Genomic DNA, 21,100 nt, shown 5'->3' with positions numbered 1-21,100 from the left:
GCACCGCCATCGGGTGTAGCCTCAAGGTATTGGGAACCCAGCCGATCCGGGATGTGTCAGCTGACGTCCGCTGATCTCGACGAGCAACCGCTCACGCCGCCGCGCCGGTACCATCGTCCATCGGGATTGTCTTGAACGTTGTGCCCACTTTCCGTTCCATGCTTTCGCCGGCTGCGCATCGGCCTCTGGCCCGGACAGTTCGGTTCGGGATTCTCAGCACCTTTCCTCCGACGGCCTGTGGGCTGGCAAGCTTCAGCTCGGCCTTGGCTGCATCGCTGAGCAGTCGTGGTTCCGAGGTCAGCGTCGTACGCATCGCCGACGGCTCATCGTCGTCGGATGGCAGGGTCGTGGCGGAACTCGTCAATGGGTCGTCGCTGTCATCGGCTGCCTGCGTGGAATCGCTCAATGAACACGAAGCCGTGATCATTCAGCATGATTACGACCTCTATGGTGGCACGCACGGCGACGAACTGCTGACCATTCTGGGTGGATTGCGTGTCCCGTCAATAGTCGTCGTTCACAATGTCATGAAAGACCCTGCGCCACATCAGCGTTGGGTACTCGAGCAAGTGACGACCATGGCGGGCCGGGTGGTTGTGATGTCCGAGGTGGCGTGCGAGCGACTGTGCCGCGAGTACGCCGTGGACCGGCGAAAGATCGTCACGATCCCGCACGGTGCGTCGCTGCCTACCCAGCCGAGGGGGAAGCGCACGAGCAGACCCATCATCTTGACGTGCGGACTGCTGGGACCGGGGAAGGGTGTTGAGCGAGTCATCGACGTCATGCCGGCGCTGGCCAGCGTTGCCGGACGTCCCCGTTACCTGGTCGCAGGTCAGACGCATCCGCGAGTGGCGGTACGGGAAGGCGAGGCCTACCGAGAAGCCCGAATCCAGCAAGCTCATCACCTCGGGGTCGCAGATTCGGTGTCGTTCGACGACCGCTACCTCGACAGAGCATCGCTGACCGCCTTGATCCAATCGGCTGCGGTCATCGTGCTGCCGTATGACTCGACCGACCAAGTGACCTCCGGTGTCCTCGTCGATGCCGTCGCAAGCGGCAGGCCCGTTGTCGCCACCCCTTTTCCTCACGCCGTCGAGATGCTGCGCGACGGCGCGGGCATCATCGTGCCGCACGATGATCCCGAGGCGTTGACCGGTGCGTTGCGCCGAGTCCTCACCCAGCCGCGGTTGGCGGGGGCGATGGCGGCGGAGGCGCGGCAGTTGGCGCCGGCGATGGCATGGCCCGTGGTGGCCCAGTCGTATGTGCAGCTGGCGGCGCAGATGCTTCTGGAGAGGCGGACGAGTGAATGACACGTACCCGCAACCGAAGTTCGACTATCTGCCGACGATGACCCTTTGTGGCGGAACGGGATAGGGGCAGCTGCGGTATGGTTCCTTGGCGGCAACGATGTGGGCGAGTCGATGTGGGATCCGGCCGGCGGGGCCGGCTACGACGGTCTGACCGCGGCTTGTCGACAGCGTGCGACCAGAAGCGACTGCCGAAGTAGTTGTGGGCAAACAGTTTTAGAGGTGCATTGACGTATAGGGCGCGCCTCCGTAGGGTGGTGGTACGCCGACGTGCTGCCGTTGCCTATCGAGACTCGGCTGATGGTCCGCAAACATTCTGGTTCGTCTAGCAGCCCAGTCATGATTTCGACCTAGGATCGGCAGGACATCCCGTGGCTATCGCCGATATTGCTGCCTACGCACATCTGAGCGAACAGGACATCAACGATCTCGGCGACGAGCTCGACGAGATCCGACGCGACATCGAAAAGTCGTTGGGTGCGCGAGACGCCGCCTACATCCGGCACACGATCCTGTTCCAGCGGACGCTGGACCTGGTCGCCCGACTGGTGATCGCCGTGAGTCGTTCTCGGAAGGGTTGGCTGTCGGGCACGGCTGCCCTCGCCTTCGCCAAGAGCGTGGAGAACATGGAGATCGGTCACAACGTCAGCCATGGGCAGTGGGATTGGATGAACGACCCCGAGATCCACTCCACCACCTGGGAGTGGGACATGATGGCGGTGTCGGCACAGTGGAAGTACTCGCACAACTACCGTCATCACGTCTTGACCAACGTCGTGGGTGTCGACGACGACCTGGGATTCGGCATCATGCGCCTGACCCGTGACGAGCCGTGGCAACCCGTCCACCTTCTGCAGCCCGTTCGAAACATGCTGCTGGCCTTCGTCTTCGAGTTGGGTATTGCCCTCCACGGTGTCCATTCGGCACGGGACCGTGTTCTTCCCGACACCGGCAGGGTCGCCGAAGAGAGGTCGACGCTGGTGCGCAAGATCGCACGACAAGCCGCCAAGGACTACGTGTTCTTCCCTGCACTCAGCGGACGCCGATGGCGACGTACGCTGACTGCCAACGTCACCGCAAACCTCGCGCGCAATCTGTGGGCGTACGTCGTGATCTTCTGTGGCCACTTTCCCGACGGTGCCGAGAAATTCACCGCCGACGTACTGGCTGAAGAGACCCGAGCGCAGTGGTATCTGCGGCAGATCCTCGGAGCCGCGAACTTCCGGGCCGGCCCGCTCCTGGCGTTCGCGAGTGGCAATCTGTGTTACCAGATCGAGCACCACCTGTTCCCCGAACTGCCGAGCAACCGCTACGCGGAGATCGCGGCTCGGGTGAAGGATGTCTGCGACAGATACGACCTTCCTTACACCACGGGTTCGCTTGTGCGCCAGTATCTTCTGACGCTGCGCACGATCCACAAGCTTGCCCTGCCTGACCGACTCCTCACTGCGACATGCGACGACGCGCCGGAGACAGCTTCTGAACGCAAGTTCAACGATGCGCGCCCCGGCCTGGGCGGACTCCGGTCCGCACTGGCGAGGGGGGCAAGTGTCCGACGACGGCGGCAAGCCGCGTAGCAGATCTGTGTTCAGCGAGGAGTTGGGATGACAGTCATGGTGACCTGTCGAGATGGTCGCGTCGACAAATACATGAGGTTCGGCGACGAGTTCGTCAAGCACGACGACGGCAGCCTCGACGTGGTGCGCGGAGGTTCCCGGCACCCGCACAGCTATGCCGCGGGGGAGTGGACCGCGGTTGACGGTGACGAGAAGCGCTGGAAAAAGCCTCGTTTTCGTTCCCTCTTCAGTTGAGCGTGACGACTGCCGAGCAATTGTTGGCGGCAGTACACGGTCGGCGTGGAAAAGACGCCGCCGACGCGCTGTGTGTGGCGTGTGTGACGCTGCTCGATGTCGATGCGGTCGCGATCTGTCTCGTCTTCGACGGCGTCACCACCGGCATGCTGGGTTCCAGCGACGCGCGCGCTCGCGATTACGGCGAGCTGCAGTTCATCCTCGGCGAGGGACCGGCACTGGAGTCCGTGGCGCGACGAGTTCCGGTGCTGGTGGACGATCTCGCCGAACCATCCGGCACCCGCTGGCCCTTGTATGAACCCGCGATGCTGGAGCTGGGAATCCACAGCGTCTTCGCCCTGCCGGTGATCATCGCCGATGAGTACATCGGCGCCCTCAGTTTGTTTCGCGCCAGACCCGGCCCGATCACCGCCGAGGACGTCAGCACCGCAGCGCTGGCCGCCCAGCTGGCCCGCGTGCCGCTCCTCGATCTTCTCCACACGGATATGCATGCCGCGGTCAACGACCCGGCCAGCGAGGCGTGGGGCGAGTTGAATGCCCTCTCCCGTGCCGAGGTCAGCCAGGCCACCGGCATGCTGGTGGCCCAGCTGGATGTCGGTGCTGCCGAGGCCCTGCTACGACTGCGCGCCCACGCCTATTCGACCGGCCGCACGGCAGCCGATGTGGCCCGCGACATTCTCGAGCACACGCTGGAGCTGGAGAGCGACTGATCGGACGGGGGTTTACTGACTCTTTCGGGCTCGCGCCCGGCGGACGGCCTCGTCAACCAGATGCTCGGCAACCACGACGAGTTTGACGTTGTCTGACTGGCTTCGTCGTCGGAGCCGGTCGAACGCCTCCTCGGCAGTGACACCTGAGCGGCTGCGAATGATGCCAATGGCCTGGTCGATCACGGCACGGCTGTCCAGGGCCCGCTGCAGCTGCTCGGTCCGATCCCGTGCGAACGCAAGAAGCTGTGCGTTGTACAGCGACACCGCCGCCGGTGCGGCGAAGCGGGTGGCCAGTTCTACGGCGTGGTCGCCGAATGCGTCGCGGGTGAACGCATACGCGCTGAGGACGCCATGGACTGCGTTGTCGACGATCAGCGGCAGCGACAGCGCAGAATGCACCGACATTCGTGCCACGCTGCCGCCGAAATGGGTCCAGCGGACATCACTTCCCAGCGAGCCGCTCACAACCACGCGAGCAGACTGCATGCAGGTCAGGGACGGTCCCTCGCGCAGCTCCTGGTACTGAACGCGGTCGATCTCGGTGACAAAATCGGCAGTGGTAGAGCGGAGTTCGACGTCCGTTCCGGCGGGGCGCACCGCCAGAACAGCGACGCTCACGCCGTCGGCGCCGGGGACGGCGTGCACGGCGAAGTCGGCGACGTCGCTGAGCAGTTCGGCGGTGGGCCGGACGCCCGCCACCAGGCTCGCCACCCCGGCCAAGCCTGCGCGCAGGTCGGTTTCGTCGGCGTCGCGCTGCGCGACCGACAGATCTGGCTGCGGGGCCCGGCCAGGCTGTGCGTCGAAATCAGCCATAGGCCACTGACCGTACTCCGCTCAGCTCACCAGCAAGAGCGCATGTGCGCGCCTCAGCTTGCCCGACGGTGTCTTGGGGATGGTTCCCGGCTGTAGGACGACCACGTTGCGCGGCCGGACGTCGACTTCGGCGAACACCTCGTGGGCGACCTGCCGTTCGACGCGGCGCACGTGCACATCGTCGTCGAATTCCTTGCATTCCACCGCGACGGCGAAGGATTCCCGGGAGCGGCCCGCATCCAGCCGTACCGCGACGGCACAGCCCGGGCGGACACCTTCGACGCGGCCTGCCGCCCGTTCGATGTCAGTGGGGTAGATGTTGCGCCCGGCCATGATGATGACGTCCTTGAGTCGCCCGCAGACGACGACGTCACCGAGCTCGGTCAGATAACCGATGTCACCGGTGTCGTACCAGCCGCGATCATTTTGTGCGGCAATGAATCCGGCGACCGTCGTGTAACCCTTGGTCACCGGTTCGCCGCGTACCTCGATGACACCGACGCCACGCGTGGGCAGCTCGGCGCCATCGTCGCCGACGATACGAAGCTCCAGTCCATCCAGAGGTCGGCCGAGTGTGACGAGACGGCGGGTGTTCCCTTTGACGGCGGGGATGGCGCGGTGCAGGACAGCGAGCAGATCGGCGTCCACCTCGTCGACGAGCATGCCCTTACCGCATTCAGAGAACGACACCGCCACCGTGGTCTCGGCCATCCCGTAGGCGGGGACGACGGCCTCGGGTTTGAGGCCAAACGGTGCGCCGGCGTCGCAGAGTTCTTCGACGTCGAGGGGGTCGACCTGTTCGGCACCTGACAGTGCCCACCGCAGAGATGACAGGTCGAACTCGCCGGGTGCTGCCTGTCGGCGCAGCCGCCTGGCGAGAAGGTTGTAGGCGAAATTCGGCGCGGCGGTCATGGTGCCCTTGTACTTGTCGATCAGCCTGGGCCACAGCAGAATATCGCTGAGAAAGTCCATCGGAGTGACCTTGACCAGGTCCGCACCAAAGTACATCGGCACGGTCAGGTACCCCGTCATGCCCATGTCGTGGAAGCACGGCAGCCAGCTCACGATGACATCGGTGTCGATATCGAACTTGCAGCCGACGGTCATGGCGTTGGCGTTGGCGACGATGTTGGCGTGCGTGATCTGCACGGCCTTGGGGGATCCCGTCGACCCGCTCGTCAGCTGCATCAGCGCGATGTCGTCGTCGTCGGTGTCGATCGGATCGATCGGATCTGCGCAGAGCAAGGATTCGACGGTCAGCACGGTCATACCGAGGTCGCTGAGAACGGAGGCAGCGGGCATGAACGGATCGGAGATGACGACGGCCTTTGCCGCGATCATGTCGATGACCGCGGTGGTTTCTTCGGCCCAGCGCACGAGATCGGTGCGGGGAGTGGGTTGGTGCAGCATGGTCACACTCGCTCCGCGCATCCAAATCCCCTGTGCGGCAGGAGCGATCTCGACAGGGGCACCCGCAAGCATGGCGACGGCGTCCTTGTGGCCGACGCCGGCGAGGGCGAGCCCGCCGGCAATGCGACGGCCTCGCTCGTGAACCTGTGCCCAGCTATGGCGAATCGGTGCGTGGGGCTCGCCGGTGTTGAAGCCCTTCGTGCTGATTTGGGCGTTGGCATACATTGTTTCGGTGAATCGGCTCATAGACGGCCCTTAGTGCTCTGGCGCAGGCGCGCCGATGGTCTGAAAGAAGGTGGGAGAGCCGCTGGAATTCGACCGGAGCGCAGTAAAGCGTGGATCCCTTGAGTCCACTCCAGATGGTCCCCGGTCCGGGTGGACCTGACGGGGGTTGTCTGACCTACCGACTGTACGTCGTGGGCCGACGGTAGGGGGTCAACCGCGCCTGGCTGGGCGCAAATATGTGCCTCTCGGCACCGCATCCGGCGACTTTCGGCACGCATTCCTGTGTGCGTGTCGACCGTGGATAGCCGCTGACGTCGACGTTCGCCGACGGGGACAGCGCATCGCCGCCGCGGCGTTGTCCGTGAGGCTGAGGGTCAACCTGGCTAGACCCTAGCGCGTCACGGGACCTGAAATTGGTGAATCGACGCATAGGGATGGTCAGAGCGTCGTCGATGGAGCGTCGAACGTTGACGACGCAATCAAAGGGATGCCGGCACTCATCTAGCGTCGAAACTGAATCTATGCAGGCGTCTACTCGTACTTCCCCTGCATAACCTCAGTTTCGGCGAGGGCTAGCGGACGACCCAGTTCCACACGGACATGTCACCGCGCGGGTAGTTCATGCAGACGTCGGTGGCGTGGGCGACGACGCCCTTGTTGTTGAAGAAGATCTTGGCCCAGTTGCCCCACCGCGTCGCCACCTGTTCGTAGTAGATGTTGGTGGCGGTGTTCTCCGAGTACTGGCGGCGCCCGACGGCGTCGAGTGAGAAGAACCAGTGGATGCGGTCGAAGGCCATCTGCTGGACGTCGGCGGGTCGGTTGCTGCGGTCGATCATGTAGCGCTCGAAGTACACCGGGTTGGTGTCGCGCACCGCGGCCAGATACTGCTCGACGTCACAGGTGGTGTGGATGATGCGGCGCGGAATCGGATAATCCTCGGTCGAATCAGCGAAAGCCCTCGGCGCAGCCATCGCCGCCACCATCGCCGCCGCCACAATCAGCAGCAGTGCCCGCATCGCCCACCGGACGTCGCGTGCGCTCATGACAGCTTCGCCAGATGCTCCGGGCAGTACGCGCGTACACCCGCGCCGAGGAACTGCCAGACCTGATCGGTGTTCGCGTCCAGATTCCCGAACAGGAACGCGGCGGACTCGCGCGCGTCGGCATCCACGCCGGTCGTCAACCGCTTGCAGGTGATCTTCGCCAACCATGCGTTGTAGTCCTTCTGTCCGTAGATTCCGACGGCCTGCATCTGTGCAGCGAAGTCGGTATCGGTGTCGGCGGAGGCATTGGGTGCCAGCAGGATTGGAAGAGCCAGGAAAATCATCAGCCGCTTCACACGGTCACCTCCTGGCGGACGCTGGGCCACGGCTTCGGCTTCGGGCGTGGACGCACGTGCGTCGGCCACCAGAACCATTTGCCCATCAGCGCCGCGATCGACGGGGTCATCAGCGATCGCACGATCAGCGTATCGAACAGCAGGCCCAGACCGATGGTGGTGCCCACCTGCCCGATGGTGATCATGTCGCTGACGATCATGCCGATCATCGTGAACGCGAACACGAATCCTGCTGCGGTGACCACTGATCCGGTGCCGGCCATCGATCGGATGATGCCGGTTTTCACGCCCGCGTGGATCTCTTCCTTCATCCGCGACACGAGGAGCAGGTTGTAGTCGGCACCGACGGCGAGCAGGACGATCACCGACATTGGCAGCACCATCCAGCTCAGTGGAATGCCGATGATGTGCTGCCACACCAGAACCGACAGTCCGAACGAGGTGCCCAGACTCAGGACGACGGTGCCCACGATCACGGCGGCCGCCGCGACGGCCCGGGTGAGGATCACCATGATCAGGAAGATCAGGATCAGTGATGCGACCGCGGCGATCAGCAGGTCGTAGTCGGCGCCCTGCTGCATGTCCTTGTACATCGCCGCGCTGCCGCCGACATAGATCGTCGACCCCTCAAGCGGGGTGCCCTTGATGGCGTCCGCCGCGGCGATGCGCATCGGCTCGATGCGTTCGGTACCGTCCTCGGTCAGCGGGTCACCCTGGTGGAAGACGGTGAAGCGCACCGCTTTTCCGTCCGGCGACATCATGAGCTTCATACCCCGCTGGAAGTCGGCGGTCTGGAAGGCCTCCGGCGGCAGGTAGAACGTGTCGTCGTTGCGGGCGGTGTCGTACGCCTCGCCCATCGCCGTGCTGTCCTCCTGCATGGCGATGTTCTGATCCTGCTGCATCTTCTGCGCCTGATACTGATTCAGCATGATCTGCTTCTGGTTCTTCATCGTCTGGATCATCGCCGGCATCAGCGCGGCCATCTGCGGCGTCAGCTGCGCCATCCGCTCGATGTCGGGCACCAGTTCGGCGAAGTCATCGGCCATCACGTTGATGCCGTCGAGGCTGTCGAAGATCGAGCGCAGCGCCCAGCACATCGGGATGTTGTAGCAGTGCGGTTCCCAGTAGAAGTAGTTGCGCAGCGGCCGGAACTGATCGTCGAAATCGGCGAGGTGGTCCCGCACTTCGTTGAGATTGGCCGACGTGTCCTGCATCTTGTCGGCCATCCGCCGGGTCACATCGGCAAGTTCGAGGGTGATGCTCTGCATCTTCTCCATCGAGTCGATGGTCACCTGCATCTCGTTGGCCTGCTGCAGGGTGTTCGCCAGCACCGTCTGCTGGAAGTCGTTGTTCATGATCTGCCCATTGCCGCTCTGACTCACCGTGTATGCCAGCGAGGCATGCTTGATCGGTTTGCCGTCCGGGCGGGTGATCGTGGTGACCGACGCGATACCGTGCACGCGGACAAGGGCTTTGGCGATCTTCTCGATCACCAGGAAGTCCGCGGGATTCCGCAGATCGTGGTCGGCTTCGACCATGAGCAGGTCGGGGTTCATCTTGGCGTCGGAGAAGTGCCGGTCGGCTGCGGCGTAGCCGATGTTGGCGGGCACGTCGCCGGGCAGATAGATGCGGTCGTTGTAGGTGGTGTGGTAGCCCGGCAACGCGAGCAGGCCGACCATGCACAGGACGGTGGCCATGACCAGGATGGCGCCCGGCCAGCGCACCGTCGCCGCGCCGAGACGACGCCAGCCGCGGGCGCGTCCTTTACCTTTGGGCTCCAGCACCTTTCCGAACCGGGTCACGATCGAGATCAGGGCCGGTCCCAGCGTCAGGGCAGCGGCGACAACGATCGTCATGCCGACCGCCAGCGGAATGCCCATGCTCTGGAAGTAGGGCAAGCGCGTGAAGTGCAGGCACAGCGTCGCACCAGCGATCGTCATGCCGGAGGCGAGCACCACGTGGGCGGTGCCGTGGAACATGTCGTAGTAGGCGGACTCTTTGTCCATCCCCGAGCGGCGGGCTTCCTGATAGCGGCCGATCAGGAAGATCGCGTAGTCGGTGGCCGCGGCGATCGCCAGCGTCACCACCATGCTCGTCGCGAACGTCGTGAGCCCGAAGACGTCGTAGAACCCGAGGAACGCCACGATGCCGCGCGCTGACAGCAGGCCGATGAAGACCATCGACATGGTGACGAGCATCGTCACGACGGATCGGTAGACGATCAGCAGCATCACGATGATGATCGCGATCGTCACGCCCTCAATGGTTTTCATGCTGGCGTCGCCGACGATGTTCTGGTCGGTGGTCAGCGCCGCGGGACCCGTCACATAGGCCTTGACGCCGGGTGGGGCCTGGGTCCCGTCGACGACGTCCCGCACGGCCTGCACGGATTCGTTGGCCAGCGCCTCACCCTGGTCACCGGCGATGTAGACCTGCACATAGGAGGCCTTGCCGTCGATGCTCTGGGCGCCGGCTGCGGTTAGCGTGTCGCCCCAGAAGTCCTGGACGTGCTGCACATGCGTGGTGTCGGCGTTGAGCTTGCGGACGATTTCGTCGTAGTAGGCGTGGGCGTCGGGCCCCAGCTCGTTCTCGCCCTCCAAGACGATCATCACCGAGCTGCTGGTGTCGTACTCCTCGAACTTCTCGCCGACGTGCTTGGTCGCGATGAGTGACGGCGCATCGTTGGGGCTCATCGACACGGCGCGCAGCTTGCCTACCTCTTCGAGCGTCGGCACCGCGGTGTTCAAGAAGGCGACGATGGCGATCCAGCCGAGCACGATCGGGATCGCGAACATTCGGATGAACCGCGGCAGCAGCGGGCGCTTGACGGCCGCATGCTTGGGCAAAACGTCGGTGCGCGCCTCGTCAGTTTCGGTCGTCATGCGGCCTTCACCAGGCAGTAGGTGGCGGCGTTCATGCCTTCGGCCGTCCTTTCGTCTTTGACCTCGTCGTCGACGGTGACGCGGCAGGTGATGGATTGACCGTCGCCCTGGGCCATGATGTTGGGCATCACCGACGGCAACGTCGTCTCGAGGCGCAAGGTCCAGGGCAGGCTCACCTCGCCCGTGCGCTGCGGCTTTCCGTCGAGGTCGGCGTAGTTGATGGTCGCGGTGGAGCCGGTCCCGACGACTTCGTAGACGACGACTTTGGGGTTGAAGTTCTCGGCGGTGTCGGCATCGATCGGGGTGACGATCGCGCCGTGCGATCCGAAAACCGAGCGAAGGTTCGAGACAGTCAACCCCCCGATGGCGATGGCGACGACCACCAGGACGGGCAGCCAGACCCGTTTGACGACGGTAATCACGTGCAGCTCAATGATTTTGGGCGCACGAATACTGCAGGCATGGTCGTGCCTTTCGGGGTGGGGGACGCCGCAAGCCACCAGTCGGCGTTTGATCTTGTGTAGGGAATCTAAGCCTGTAAGTGGATAGAGTCAATCCGTTTGTGGCGTTTTGGTAAGGGACGTCACTAAACTGGCGCTCGTGATTGACAAACCCTGCGGTGGCCTGCGCAAGGATGCCGAGCGCAACCGGCGGCTCATCATCGAAGCCGCGCGCGACCTCTGTGCAACGCGGGGGTTGGACGCGACGCTCAACGAGGTCGCGCACCACGCGGGTCTGGGTGTCGGCACCGTGTATCGGCGGTTCCCCACCAAAGAGGCCTTGTTCGAAGCGATTTTCGAGGACGGCGTCGATCAGCTCGTCGCGCTGGCTGACACCGCTTTGGAGTCCGAGGACTCCTGGGAGGGCCTGTCCTGGTGGATGTGGCAGATGTGCCAGATGACCGCGACGGACCGCGGATTGCGGGAGATCGCGTTTAGCAGGGCGCACTGCGGCGGCCGTGTCGACGCCGGTCGCACCCGGCTCCATCCGCGAGTGGCGCAGCTGGTGGATCGCGCGAAACGCGACGGTTATCTGCGGCCCGAGGTGTCGGCGACCGACATGCCGCTGTGCGGGTTGATGGCGGGTGCGGTGAGCGAGTACGCCGGCGAGGTGTCGTCGGATCTGTGGCGACGCTACGTGGCGGTGCTGTTGCAGGGCCTGCGGTGCCAGCCTGGCCAGGCGCCGCTGCCGGTTGCGCCGCTGAGCGAGGACCAGATGGAAGCGGCGATGTCGACGTGGCAGCCGGGAGCGGGCCAGGCGTAGGCAGTGGGCGGATGACTCGCCGAGATAGCTCTCAGGGCTGTGAACCTCCGCTCATTCACGACCGTGAGTGCTAGCTCGGCGGACTGCCGAACGCTTGCGCAGGTAAACGCTGTTTGAGACGGCGGTCACAATGGGTAGCCCGCTCCGGTGGAACGGTTGAGTGGCCTCGACGCAGGGTTCATCTACAGCGAATCGTCGACCGTGCCGTTGCAGGTGTGCTCGATCACGGAGTTGGACACATCGACCGTGCCCGGCGGCTACACCTTTGAGAAACTCTGTGACCATCTGGCGTCGAGAATTCCCGCGATTCCGGAGTTCCGCACCAAGCTCGCCGACAACGACTTCAACGTCGATCATCCGGTCTGGTTGGAGGACAACGACTTTCAGCTCTCCCGGCATGTGAACCGCATTGCGCTGCCGGAGCCGGGTGGCCGAGAAGAGCTCGCCGCTCTCTGTGGGCGCATCGTCGCGATGCCGTTGGAACGCAGCAAGCCGCTCTGGGAGATGTGGGTGATCGAAGGGGTGGGAGGAAGTGCGGCGCGCGAGGACGGACGGCTGGCGATGCTGCTGAAGGTGCATCATGCCGTCGTCGACGGCGTGTCGGCGGCGAATCTGCTCAGTCAGCTGTTGGACACCGAACCCGAGGCCCCGCCACCCGACCCCGTCGACGGTCCGAAGCAGGCGAGTGCGTGGGAGATCGCGGCCGACGGGCTCTGGCGATTCGTCACGCGTCCGTGGCAGCTGACCCGCGTGGTACCGACGACGGCGTCGATGATCGTCAACACCGTCAACCGCGCGGTGGGCGGTAGCGCAATGGCTGCGCCGTTCTCCGCACCCAACACGCCGTTCAACAAGGCGCTGACGGCCGAGCGAAACCTCGCGATGGCGCAGCTGCCACTCGAGGATGTCAAAAAGATCAAGGACCACTGTGACGTCAAGGTCAACGACGTGGTGATGGCTCTGTGCGCCGGCGCGCTGCGCGGCTATTTGGAGGGTCGAGACGAGTTGCCGGCCAAGCCGCTGATCGCGTTCGTGCCCGCGTCGGTGCACGACGAATCCGATCGGCCGGGGCGTAACCAGTTGTCCGGGATGTTCAGCAACCTCCACACCGACATCGAGGACCCACTGGATCGACTGCGCGCCATCGGCGAATCAAATGTGCGCTCCAAAGAGCACAGCAGTTCGATGGGCCCGACGATGCTGCTGGACCTGGCGCAGAGCTTGTCCCGCAACATGTTCGGCTTGGCGCTCGGCCTGCTGTCGCGAACGCCGTTGGGCACGACGGCGATCACCAACGTCGTCATCTCCAACGTCGCGGGTCCGCCGACGACGCTGTACAGCGCCGGCGCCGAGATCACCGGTCTCTATCCGTTCGGGCCGGTCTTTCCCGGCGCGGGTCTCAACATCACGGTGATGTCTTTGGACGGCAAGCTCAACATCGGCATCATCTCGTGCCCGCAGCTGGTCGACGACCTGTGGGACCTGGCCGACCGGTTCGAGGTCGAACTGAAGGAGCTGCTCAGCCGCTGCTGAACCGCGCTTTGTGTTCCGGACCACAGTCCGGGGGAGCGGAACTCGATTCCAGCGGTGATCTGGGCCTTTAGCGGTATGGGAAAAATCCCACTACCGTCGTAGACCGGCGAATCCCGTCGCAGGTTGGCGCTTGGGCGCCCCGCGAACCGGGAAGTCTCATTCGTCGCCGCCGGTCAACGACGGAAGGATCGCATGTGAGCACCCGGAATGGCAGCTCGCGGCTGGGTACGCGTTTCGGGCCCTACGAGCTGCAGTCTGTCATCGGGGTCGGGGGAATGGGCGAGGTGTATCGCGCCTACGACACGCTGCGCGAGCGCATGGTCGCGATCAAGCTGCTGCGCCCCGAGATGGCCGCCGACCAGAGCTTCCAGGAGCGGTTCCGCAGGGAATCGCGCATCGCGGCGCGCCTGCAGGAACCGCACGTCATTCCTGTCCACAACTTCGGCGAGATCGACGGCGTCCTCTATATCGACATGCGGCTGGTCGAGGGGCAGAGCGTCAAGGAAACGCTGCGCGCCGCGGGGGCGCTGCCGCCGGCGCGGGCGGCGTCCATCATCGGTCAGGTCGCGTCAGCACTCGATGACGCGCACACCAACGGGCTGATCCATCGCGACATCAAACCTGAGAACGTGCTGCTGACGTCGACGGACTTCGCGTACCTGGTGGACTTCGGGATCGCGCACGGCGGCGGCGAGGCGTCGGTGACGTCGACGGGGCTCGTCGTCGGATCGAGCGCGTACATGGCGCCGGAGCGCTTCAACGGTGACCGAGGAGGCCCGGCGTCGGACATCTATTCGCTGGCATGCCTGCTGTACGAGATGCTGACGGGCCGAGCGCCCTACGAGGCGGGCGATGTCCGGCAGGTGTGGAGCGCGCACATGTTCGCGCCACCGCCGCGGCCGAGCATCATGCGGCGCGGGATCAGCCGCGCGTTCGACGACGTGATCGCGCGCGGGATGGCCAAGCAGCCGCAGGACCGCTATAAGACGGCCGGTGAGCTGGCCCGCGCCGCGGCCGCCGCGTTGGAAGCACCGGTGATTGCCGAGCCTGTAGCGCCGGTGACGCCGCCGTCGACGCGGCAGTACTCGGCGGTCTATCAAACCCCGCCGCCGATGCCGGCGCCTCCCGCTCCGAAGTCCGGCCGGGGTCAGGCCGCCCTAGTCGGCGGCATCATCGGGTTGTTCGCTCTCGCAATCATTTTGGCGGTGATCCTGGTGTTCGGCGGCGGCGGACCTGATCCGCAACCCCGGATTCCGGCGTCCTCGTCGTCGTCCGAAGCGCCGTCGAGCACCACGACAAGGTCCGCCGTGGAGGGTGTGTCGGGCACGGATTCGCAAGGCTTCGTGGGGCATACGGCGCGCTGCGACTCCGGGGACACTCCGGCGGCGCTGATCCGGACGTCGCTGTCGTTGGCGATCATCTGCGAGCGGGACTCGGGCGACTTCTACTACCGCGGGGAGCGGTTGCGCGACGGCGCGAACCGCGAGATCGACGGAGCGCGCCGTTCCGGTGACGGGTTCACGGTGACCGGTTCGGACGGGGCGCGCTACGACGTGCAGCCGGACCAGTTGACGATTTCCAGTGGTGGCAAGGTGGATTCGGCAGAGCCGGCGTTGGAGTACGGCTCGGCGAACTGACAGTGGGAGGGCGTCCGTTGACCGCGAACACCGCCACATTCCCGCCCGAAACTCGGTCACCCTGGTGTCTTTCGCGTTGGTGGCGGTCGGCTACGTGATCTTGACCGGGGTACACCTCGATCAATGCGTTGGTGAAGAGCGAGCTGTTCCCGCAGCGGGTGCGGGCGCTGGGTGTCGGGGTCGGGTATGCGCTGGCGAACTCGATCTTCGGTGGGACAGCCCCGCTGATCTACCAGGCGGCCAAGGAGCAGGGGCGTGTGCCGCTGTTCGTGTACGTCTTCTTCTCAAGAAGGGCTTTGGCGCCGAGATAGCGCTGAGGGCTGTGGCTTTGCCCTCGATCACGACCCTCATTGCTATTTCGGTGGGTTCCGCTACTGCGCTGGCGGTCAACCGGGCCACCGAGAGTCGGCGCGGAGGCTCGCGCGTACCGACACCCCGAAGCGGTGGGGACGAACTCATGAATGCCGTTGCTGCCGAGGGAAATTAGGATGCCGGCGACACTCGCGGAGGTGCTGCAGGCATGGGCGTCCGGATCCTTGGGCGTACCTCCCACCCCGTGCAATGATGGCTCGTACATCGGGTGCAAGCAAAGGAGCTTGAAATGGGGTTCGAACGAATTGACGAGCTTCTGGATGGCGTGACGGCCGATGGGTCGCTGCACGGCGTCGCCGCGACTGTGGTCGGCCGCGACGGTGTCCTCTACGAGGGCGCAGCGGGAGAGGCGAAGCCCGACACGCTGTTCCGCAACGCGTCGATGACCAAGGCTGTCGCCACCACCGCGGCGCTGCAGCTCGTCGAGCAGGGGCGCGTCGATCTGGACGCGACCGTCGCGTCGATCGCGCCCGAGTTCGGCGAACTCCAGGTGCTGGACCACTTCGACGGCCGTGAGCCGGTCCTGCGTGCACCCAAGACGCAGGCGACTGTCCGGCAGCTGATGAACCACACGGCCGGCTGTGGCTACCACTTTCTCAACGAGAAGCTCTTCGCCTACTGCGCCGATCAGAACTTTCCCAACCCGCTGGAGGGGATCAAGCAGAGCATCAGTGCGCCGCTGGTCCATGATCCCGGCACGGTGTGGGAGTACGGCGTCAGCACCGACTGGCTCGGCATGGTCGTCGAGGCCGTCAGCGGCCAGACACTGGCCGACTACCTGGCAGAACATGTCTACGGCCCGCTCGGCATGACGGACTCGACGTTCGACCCGACCGAGGAGCAGCGCGCGCGGTTGCTGCCTGTCCGCTTCCGGGCACCGGACGGCACCCTGGTGGCGACTCCCCTCGACCTGCCGGCCGCCCCGGAGTGGGACGCCGCGGGCCACGGGTCGTACGGGACGGTCGCCGACTACGGGCGCTTCGTGCGTGCCTGGCTCAACGGCGGCGAGCTCGACGGGACGCGCATCCTCAAAGAGGAGACCGTCGAGTTGGCGTTGCGGGACCACCTCGACGGGGCACCGCTGCCGAAGAAGATGGACCCGACAATCCCCGAGCTGACCAAGCCGGTCGAGTTGCTCGACGTGCCGCAGGGGTGGGGCCTGGGATTCCACCTATATCTGGTCGACCTGCCCGGCATGCGCAGCGCCGGCTCTGCCGACTGGTCAGGGTTGTTCAACAGCTTCTTCTGGATCGACCGCCAGGCGGGGATCGGTGCGGTGATCGCAACTCAGCTCCTGCCGTTCTTCGACGACAAGGTGGTCGAGACGATCCTGCACTTCGAGGCCGCGATCTACGCAGAACTCGGCGCGCCGGCCTCCTAGAGCGTGAGGACGCCATGGGCATCGCCGTCGAAGCCCGTGCGGACGGAACGCCGGTGCCGTCGCCCTCGCTCGCAAGTTCGCCCAGTTGGCCTGCCGCGACCTCGGTTGTCGCGGGAACGGTGTCGGACGGCGCGGTGGCCGACTGCGTAGGGCCCTTGCTTCCGGGATAGGAAATCCTTCCTGTTCCTGTACCGGACTCTGGCCTGCCGGCGATTACGCCGGGGCGCTCTGACCAGCAGTATTCCTCTCAACAACACAACCCGCACCACCTGAGAGGGAAACATCATGAGCGCATCGACCACCCGCACGGGCGTCAAGTACGCGGCAACCATCCTCGGCGCCTTCGCCGTTCTCGCCGTCGCCCCGGCCACCGCCTTCGCCGTCGACAACGAGCCCACGCCCAGCGGCAGCTGCACCTACACCGACGCGGACGGCTACCCGATCCCGATCGACGACGGCCAGGACGTCTTCGTCGACGGCAAGATCGTCAGCTGCCGCGGCGGCACGATCACCATCACGACGGCGCCCCAGAGTGGCGGCATTTTCCAGCCGACCGGGCCCGCGGGCGGCGGCATCTTCCAGCCGCCGGTGGTCGACAGCGGCAGCGTCCTGGAACCGGCGGAGCCCCAGCGCGGAGGCGCCGTCCGACCGCCGGTGATCAACCGCGTGCCGCTCCTCGCCCAGCCCTGACCGCAACAGCGACCCGGCCCGTCCCCCGAAGTGGTGACGGGCCGACAGTCGTACGCCAGAATGCCCTTCAGAGGAGGTCCGCATGTCTTCCCACCTGGAGGTTTTCCGACCGACCGGACGTGAGCTCGTCCCGCTGGCCGGCCCGCGCGTGACGCTGGGGAAGGCTTCAAGCAACGCCATCGCGCTCGAGCACGACGACACCGTCTCCCGGCTGCACGCCGTCTTCGAAAACCTCGGGGCCGCATGGTCGATCCGCGACATGGGCAGCCGCAACGGCACGTACCTCAACGGCGAGAAGATCACCGCCGAGCGCGTCCTGCACTCCGGTGACGAGGTCCGGGTGGGCAAGTCGCGGTTGATCTTCTGGATGGTGCACGACTCCGCGGATGGCCGCCGCGACGAGGAGACCGTCACGTCCCAACCCGTGGAGGCGCCGCCGCGGCTGACCCGGCGCGAAGACGACGTGCTCGTGGCCTTGTGCCGACCGTTGGTTTCCGATGACCCGTTTCCCGAACCGGCGTCGGTCAAGGCGATGGCCCGAGAGCTCTTTGTCACCGAGGCCGCCGTCAAGCAGCACCTGCAGAACCTCTATGACAAGTTCGCCATCCCCGCCGAAGGGGACCGCCGTGTCCGGCTGGCCAACGAGGCGCTGCGCCGCGGCGTGGTCACCCTCGCGCAGCTGCGCGACGGCGCTACGTGAAGTCCAGCGCCTCGACCGTGGCTACCGGTCCTTCGTGGGTCGGCCGGTCGGCGCCCCCGATGCAGTACACCGTGGCGCCGACCGCCGCGACCGCTTGGCCGTGCACCGGCGTGTTGAGCGGCGCCTGGGTGCTCCATTTGCGGTTGGCGATGTCATAGATCTCGACGGTGGCCAGCACCCGCGTCGGCTCCTCGCCGCCGACGGCCACGATGTGGCCGTCGAGGTATGCCGCGCCGTAGCTGCCGCGCGGAGTCGGCATGTCCGGCAACGTCTCCCAGTTACCGGACGCCGGGTCGAATCGCTCGAAAGCCGCCGAGTTCTCGTCGGCGCTGAGGACCCGACCGCCGACGGTGTAGACATACACGCCGTCGGATACCGCCGCGAGATGCTCACGGGGAGTTGGCATGTCGGCCGCCGAGGTCCACGACTGGCCGTCGAACACCTCGGTCTGCGGCACGATCTGTTTGTCGTTCTGCCCGCCGACCACGACGAGCTTGTCGTCGACCACCGCCACTGCCGGTGCTGCCCGCGCGTGCTGCAGGCTCGCCAACTCGACCCACGTGCCGTCGCGGAGCGCGAACACCTTGTCCGAGGCCTGCGTGACGGTGTCGGTAGCGCCGCCGACCACCACGACCTCGCCGCGGTAGGTCGCCGCCGCTGCGTGGTTCAGCGGGATCGGCAGCGACGGCTGCGGCTGCCATTGTTTGGTGGCGGGGTCGTACGTCTCGACGGTCTGCAGCGTCTCGCCCTCGCGGATACCGCCGATGAGCCAGATCTTGTCGTCGAGCACGGTTGCCGCCATCATCAACCGAGCCGTCGGCGCGTCGGGCAGCGAGCGCCACTGCGCCGCGGGTTGGGGCGTGCGCGGCGCCAGCTTCAGCGCTTCGGCCGACGACGTGGCTTCGCCCTCGCCGGCGCCGGTCGACCCGCCGATCGCATAGACCGTCTTGCCGACGGCCGCCACGGCCGCACCGCGGCGGGCGGTGCCCAGGTCCGGGAGGTCGGACCACGTCGACGTCGTCAGATCCAGAGCGGTAACCCTTTTCAGGGGCCGCCCTCCGGCGGTGCCGCCGACCGCCACGAGTCGGGCGTCGGTGACCGCGACCCCGAAGTCGCTGCGCGGCTCAGGTAGCGCGGGCATGGACGTCCAGGTGTCGGCGGCCGGGTCATACGCCTCGACGGTTGCCAGGTCCGCCGACCCGTTCGTGCCGCCGATCGCGTAGACCAGCGTGCCGTCGGACGCCGCAGCCAGCAGCTGCCGTGGCGTCGGCATCGGCGCGGCCGGCGTCCACCCGCTGCCGTCGTACACCTCGGTCGTGTTGAGCACCTTGCCGGCTGCGTCCACGCCGCCGGTGACGACGATGCGGTCGCCCACCACGGCGGCCGCCGCTGCGGCGCGCGGCTGTAGCAGCGGCGGCAATTGCACCCAGCGACTGTTGACCACCCGCCACACCTGGTCGGTGGCGACCTCGGTGTTGGCGCCCTCGGTGCGCCAGCCGCCGAGTACGACGGGGGTGTCCTGCCACGTCACCGACATCGCCCGCTGCACCGGAACAGGAAGGTCCTGGCCGCCCTTCCAGCTGTCGATCGCGGGGTCGTAGCCCTCGTGGGCGCCGCTGACCCGGTTGTCGGCGCCCATGCCGCCGAAGATCCAGATGGTGCCGTCGGCCTGCGTGGCCGCTGCCGCGTCGAGCGCGGTGCGGGCGTCGGCGATCGGCCGCCACCCGGGTTGCGCTTGGGTGGTCGGCTGCGCCGAGGGCGTCGTGCCGCCACCGCCGCCGGTGTCCCGGGTCGCCGCCACGATCACGACCGTGCCGATCACCAGCAGCACCGCGGCCGCCGCGGCGGCGAGCGCGATCACCGTTTTTCGGCGGCCCTTCGTCGGCGTGACGGGAGGGGGGTTCCACGGTGTATTCGACGGGCTGCGAGCGAACATGTCGGGTGGGGGCGGGGCCGGCGGCGGTGGCGGTGGCACGTTGACCGGGATCGGTGGCGCGACGGACGAGAAGGACGGTTCCGGCAGCGGAAGTGCTTGTGTGCCTTCGGGTTGCGGAGGAGGAGGGGGTGCTTCACTGATCGCCATCGCGTCCGCGGTCAACCCGTTGTGCCGCTGAGCTTCCTGCAGCGCGCGACCCATTTCCGCCGCCGATTCAAACCGCTCGGCCGGATCGAGTGCCATCGCCTTCTCGATCGCCGAGCACACATCGGACGGGATCCCGAGGTGGCGCAGGTCCGGCACCGGCTGCGAGGTGATCCGCAGGTAGTGCGCGATCAGTTCCTCGTCGGTGTTGCGCTCGTGGGCGGCCTTGCCTGCGATCAACGCGTAGAGCGTGGCGCCCAGCGAATAGACGTCGGCCATGACCGTCGGTGGCTTTCCGGTGAGCACCTCGGGCGCGGTGTAGGACAGTGTGCCGGTGAAGAACCCGGTGACAGTCTTGTACCCGCCGACGATGCGCGCGGTGCCGAAGTCGCTGAGCTGCGGGTCGCCATAGTCGTTGACGAGCACATTGGCGGGTTTGATATCGCGGTGCAAAGTGCCTGTCCGATGGGCGGTTTCGAGCGCCCCGCACAGTTTCACGCCGATGCGCAATACGTCCGGCCACGGGATCCGGCCCTCCCGCCGCACCTGATCGGCGAGCGAACCCCGTGCGTGATAGGGCATTACGATGAAGGGCCGATCCCGTTCGGTCATGCCGACCTGCAGGATGTTGACGATGTTCGGGTGGCCCGACAGGCCGCCCATCGCGTAGCCCTCGCGCAGGAATCGTTCCTGGTCGTCCTGGTCCAGATTGGAGGCGAGGACCTTGATGGCGACGGTGCGACCGAGTGACTGCTGGTGGCAGCGGTAGACGACGCCGCCACCGCCTCTGCCCACTTCGACGGCGTCGACGAACCCGGCGGATGCCAGCTCATACGCTATTTCGCCCGCCATCGCCTCACGTCCTCCGGTGAAGTGCGAGTAGTGCGTTTACCGTACCTAGCCGGGGCTCCCCAAGCGCCCCAAATGGGATTTCACCTCGACTCGGC

17 protein-coding genes and 1 pseudogene are annotated in these 21,100 nt (G+C 65.9%); 11 read left to right on the top strand and 7 right to left on the bottom strand.

The features are described 5' to 3' along the window. Nucleotides 1-158: 158 nt before the first annotated feature. The 4 genes from AWC12_RS08035 (at nt 159) to AWC12_RS08020 (ending at nt 3,828) form a co-directional block, all read left to right on the top strand. Complete coding sequence (locus AWC12_RS08035; RefSeq protein ID WP_110808594.1) at nt 159-1,310, top strand: glycosyltransferase; 1,152 nt, start codon at nt 159-161, stop codon at nt 1,308-1,310. 368 nt (nt 1,311-1,678) lie between these two features. After that, nucleotides 1,679-2,884 (top strand): fatty acid desaturase family protein, encoded by a 1,206-nt coding sequence (locus AWC12_RS08030; RefSeq protein WP_085173476.1) that lies wholly within the window; start codon nt 1,679-1,681, stop codon nt 2,882-2,884. Nucleotides 2,885-2,911: 27 nt separating this feature from the next. Next, nucleotides 2,912-3,118, top strand: a complete 207-nt coding sequence (locus AWC12_RS08025) for a hypothetical protein (RefSeq protein WP_085173474.1) — start codon at nt 2,912-2,914, stop codon at nt 3,116-3,118. A gap of 2 nt (nt 3,119-3,120) precedes the next feature. After that, nucleotides 3,121-3,828 carry a GAF and ANTAR domain-containing protein gene (locus tag AWC12_RS08020; protein WP_207576403.1) on the top strand — a complete coding sequence of 236 codons (708 nt, stop codon included), beginning with the start codon at nt 3,121-3,123 and terminating at the stop codon, nt 3,826-3,828. Nucleotides 3,829-3,840: 12 nt separating this feature from the next. Here AWC12_RS08020 and AWC12_RS08015 read toward each other — a convergent pair whose 3' ends face one another. From AWC12_RS08015 to AWC12_RS07990, 6 genes are all read right to left on the bottom strand, one after another. Continuing rightward, a complete protein-coding gene (locus AWC12_RS08015) occupies nt 3,841-4,641 on the bottom strand; it encodes a GAF and ANTAR domain-containing protein (RefSeq protein WP_085173470.1) in 801 nt (266 codons plus the stop codon). A gap of 21 nt (nt 4,642-4,662) precedes the next feature. Beyond that, nucleotides 4,663-6,297, bottom strand: a complete 1,635-nt coding sequence (locus AWC12_RS08010) for a fatty acyl-AMP ligase (protein WP_085173468.1) — start codon at nt 6,295-6,297, stop codon at nt 4,663-4,665. Nucleotides 6,298-6,848: 551 nt separating this feature from the next. Further along, nucleotides 6,849-7,292 carry a DUF5078 domain-containing protein gene (locus AWC12_RS08005; protein WP_110808600.1) on the bottom strand — a complete coding sequence of 148 codons (444 nt, stop codon included), beginning with the start codon at nt 7,290-7,292 and terminating at the stop codon, nt 6,849-6,851. A 23-nt stretch (nt 7,293-7,315) separates the two neighbouring features. Then, nucleotides 7,316-7,615 carry a DUF732 domain-containing protein gene (locus AWC12_RS08000; RefSeq protein WP_234813883.1) on the bottom strand — a complete coding sequence of 100 codons (300 nt, stop codon included), beginning with the start codon at nt 7,613-7,615 and terminating at the stop codon, nt 7,316-7,318. Then, nucleotides 7,612-10,497, bottom strand: coding sequence for an MMPL/RND family transporter (locus tag AWC12_RS07995; RefSeq protein WP_085173464.1), 2,886 nt, complete (start codon nt 10,495-10,497; stop codon nt 7,612-7,614). The genes AWC12_RS08000 and AWC12_RS07995 overlap by 4 nt, the downstream gene beginning before the upstream one ends. Further along, on the bottom strand, nt 10,494-10,919 hold the full coding sequence (locus AWC12_RS07990) for an MmpS family transport accessory protein (RefSeq protein WP_085173462.1): 426 nt from the start codon (nt 10,917-10,919) through the stop codon (nt 10,494-10,496). The genes AWC12_RS07995 and AWC12_RS07990 overlap by 4 nt, the downstream gene beginning before the upstream one ends. Before the next feature lie 178 nt (nt 10,920-11,097). Between AWC12_RS07990 and AWC12_RS07985 the strand changes: the two genes are divergently transcribed. The 7 genes and pseudogenes from AWC12_RS07985 to AWC12_RS07955 all read left to right on the top strand — a co-directional run bounded on the left by AWC12_RS07985 (nt 11,098) and on the right by AWC12_RS07955 (nt 18,073). Then, nucleotides 11,098-11,760, top strand: a complete 663-nt coding sequence (locus AWC12_RS07985; protein WP_234813882.1) for a TetR/AcrR family transcriptional regulator — start codon at nt 11,098-11,100, stop codon at nt 11,758-11,760. Nucleotides 11,761-11,907: 147 nt separating this feature from the next. Continuing rightward, nucleotides 11,908-13,293, top strand: coding sequence for a WS/DGAT/MGAT family O-acyltransferase (locus AWC12_RS07980; RefSeq protein WP_085173460.1), 1,386 nt, complete (start codon nt 11,908-11,910; stop codon nt 13,291-13,293). A 194-nt stretch (nt 13,294-13,487) separates the two neighbouring features. After that, nucleotides 13,488-14,930 carry a serine/threonine-protein kinase gene (locus AWC12_RS07975; RefSeq protein ID WP_085173458.1) on the top strand — a complete coding sequence of 481 codons (1,443 nt, stop codon included), beginning with the start codon at nt 13,488-13,490 and terminating at the stop codon, nt 14,928-14,930. 59 nt (nt 14,931-14,989) lie between these two features. Then, nucleotides 14,990-15,241: pseudogene (locus AWC12_RS07970) on the top strand (MFS transporter); the annotation flags it as partial. A gap of 290 nt (nt 15,242-15,531) precedes the next feature. Beyond that, nucleotides 15,532-16,683 (top strand): serine hydrolase domain-containing protein, encoded by a 1,152-nt coding sequence (locus tag AWC12_RS07965; RefSeq protein ID WP_085173456.1) that lies wholly within the window; start codon nt 15,532-15,534, stop codon nt 16,681-16,683. 285 nt (nt 16,684-16,968) lie between these two features. Next, nucleotides 16,969-17,373, top strand: a complete 405-nt coding sequence (locus AWC12_RS07960) for a hypothetical protein (protein WP_085173454.1) — start codon at nt 16,969-16,971, stop codon at nt 17,371-17,373. Nucleotides 17,374-17,455: 82 nt separating this feature from the next. Continuing rightward, complete coding sequence (locus tag AWC12_RS07955; RefSeq protein ID WP_085173452.1) at nt 17,456-18,073, top strand: FHA domain-containing protein; 618 nt, start codon at nt 17,456-17,458, stop codon at nt 18,071-18,073. On the opposite strand, the gene AWC12_RS07950 is transcribed toward AWC12_RS07955, so the two are convergent. Continuing rightward, entirely contained in the window at nt 18,066-21,005 is a 2,940-nt protein-coding gene (locus AWC12_RS07950) for a serine/threonine-protein kinase (protein WP_085173450.1), read from the bottom strand. The two genes, AWC12_RS07955 and AWC12_RS07950, sit on opposite strands and share 8 nt — an antisense overlap. Between the last annotated feature and the right edge of the window lie 95 nt (nt 21,006-21,100).

Origin of the sequence: Mycolicibacterium iranicum (genome assembly GCF_002101705.1) — a bacterium.
Lineage (GTDB): Bacteria > Actinomycetota > Actinomycetes > Mycobacteriales > Mycobacteriaceae > Mycobacterium > Mycobacterium iranicum.
The sequence above is the reverse complement of the archived record's forward strand: the minus strand, read 5'-3'. Positions and strand labels throughout refer to the sequence as shown.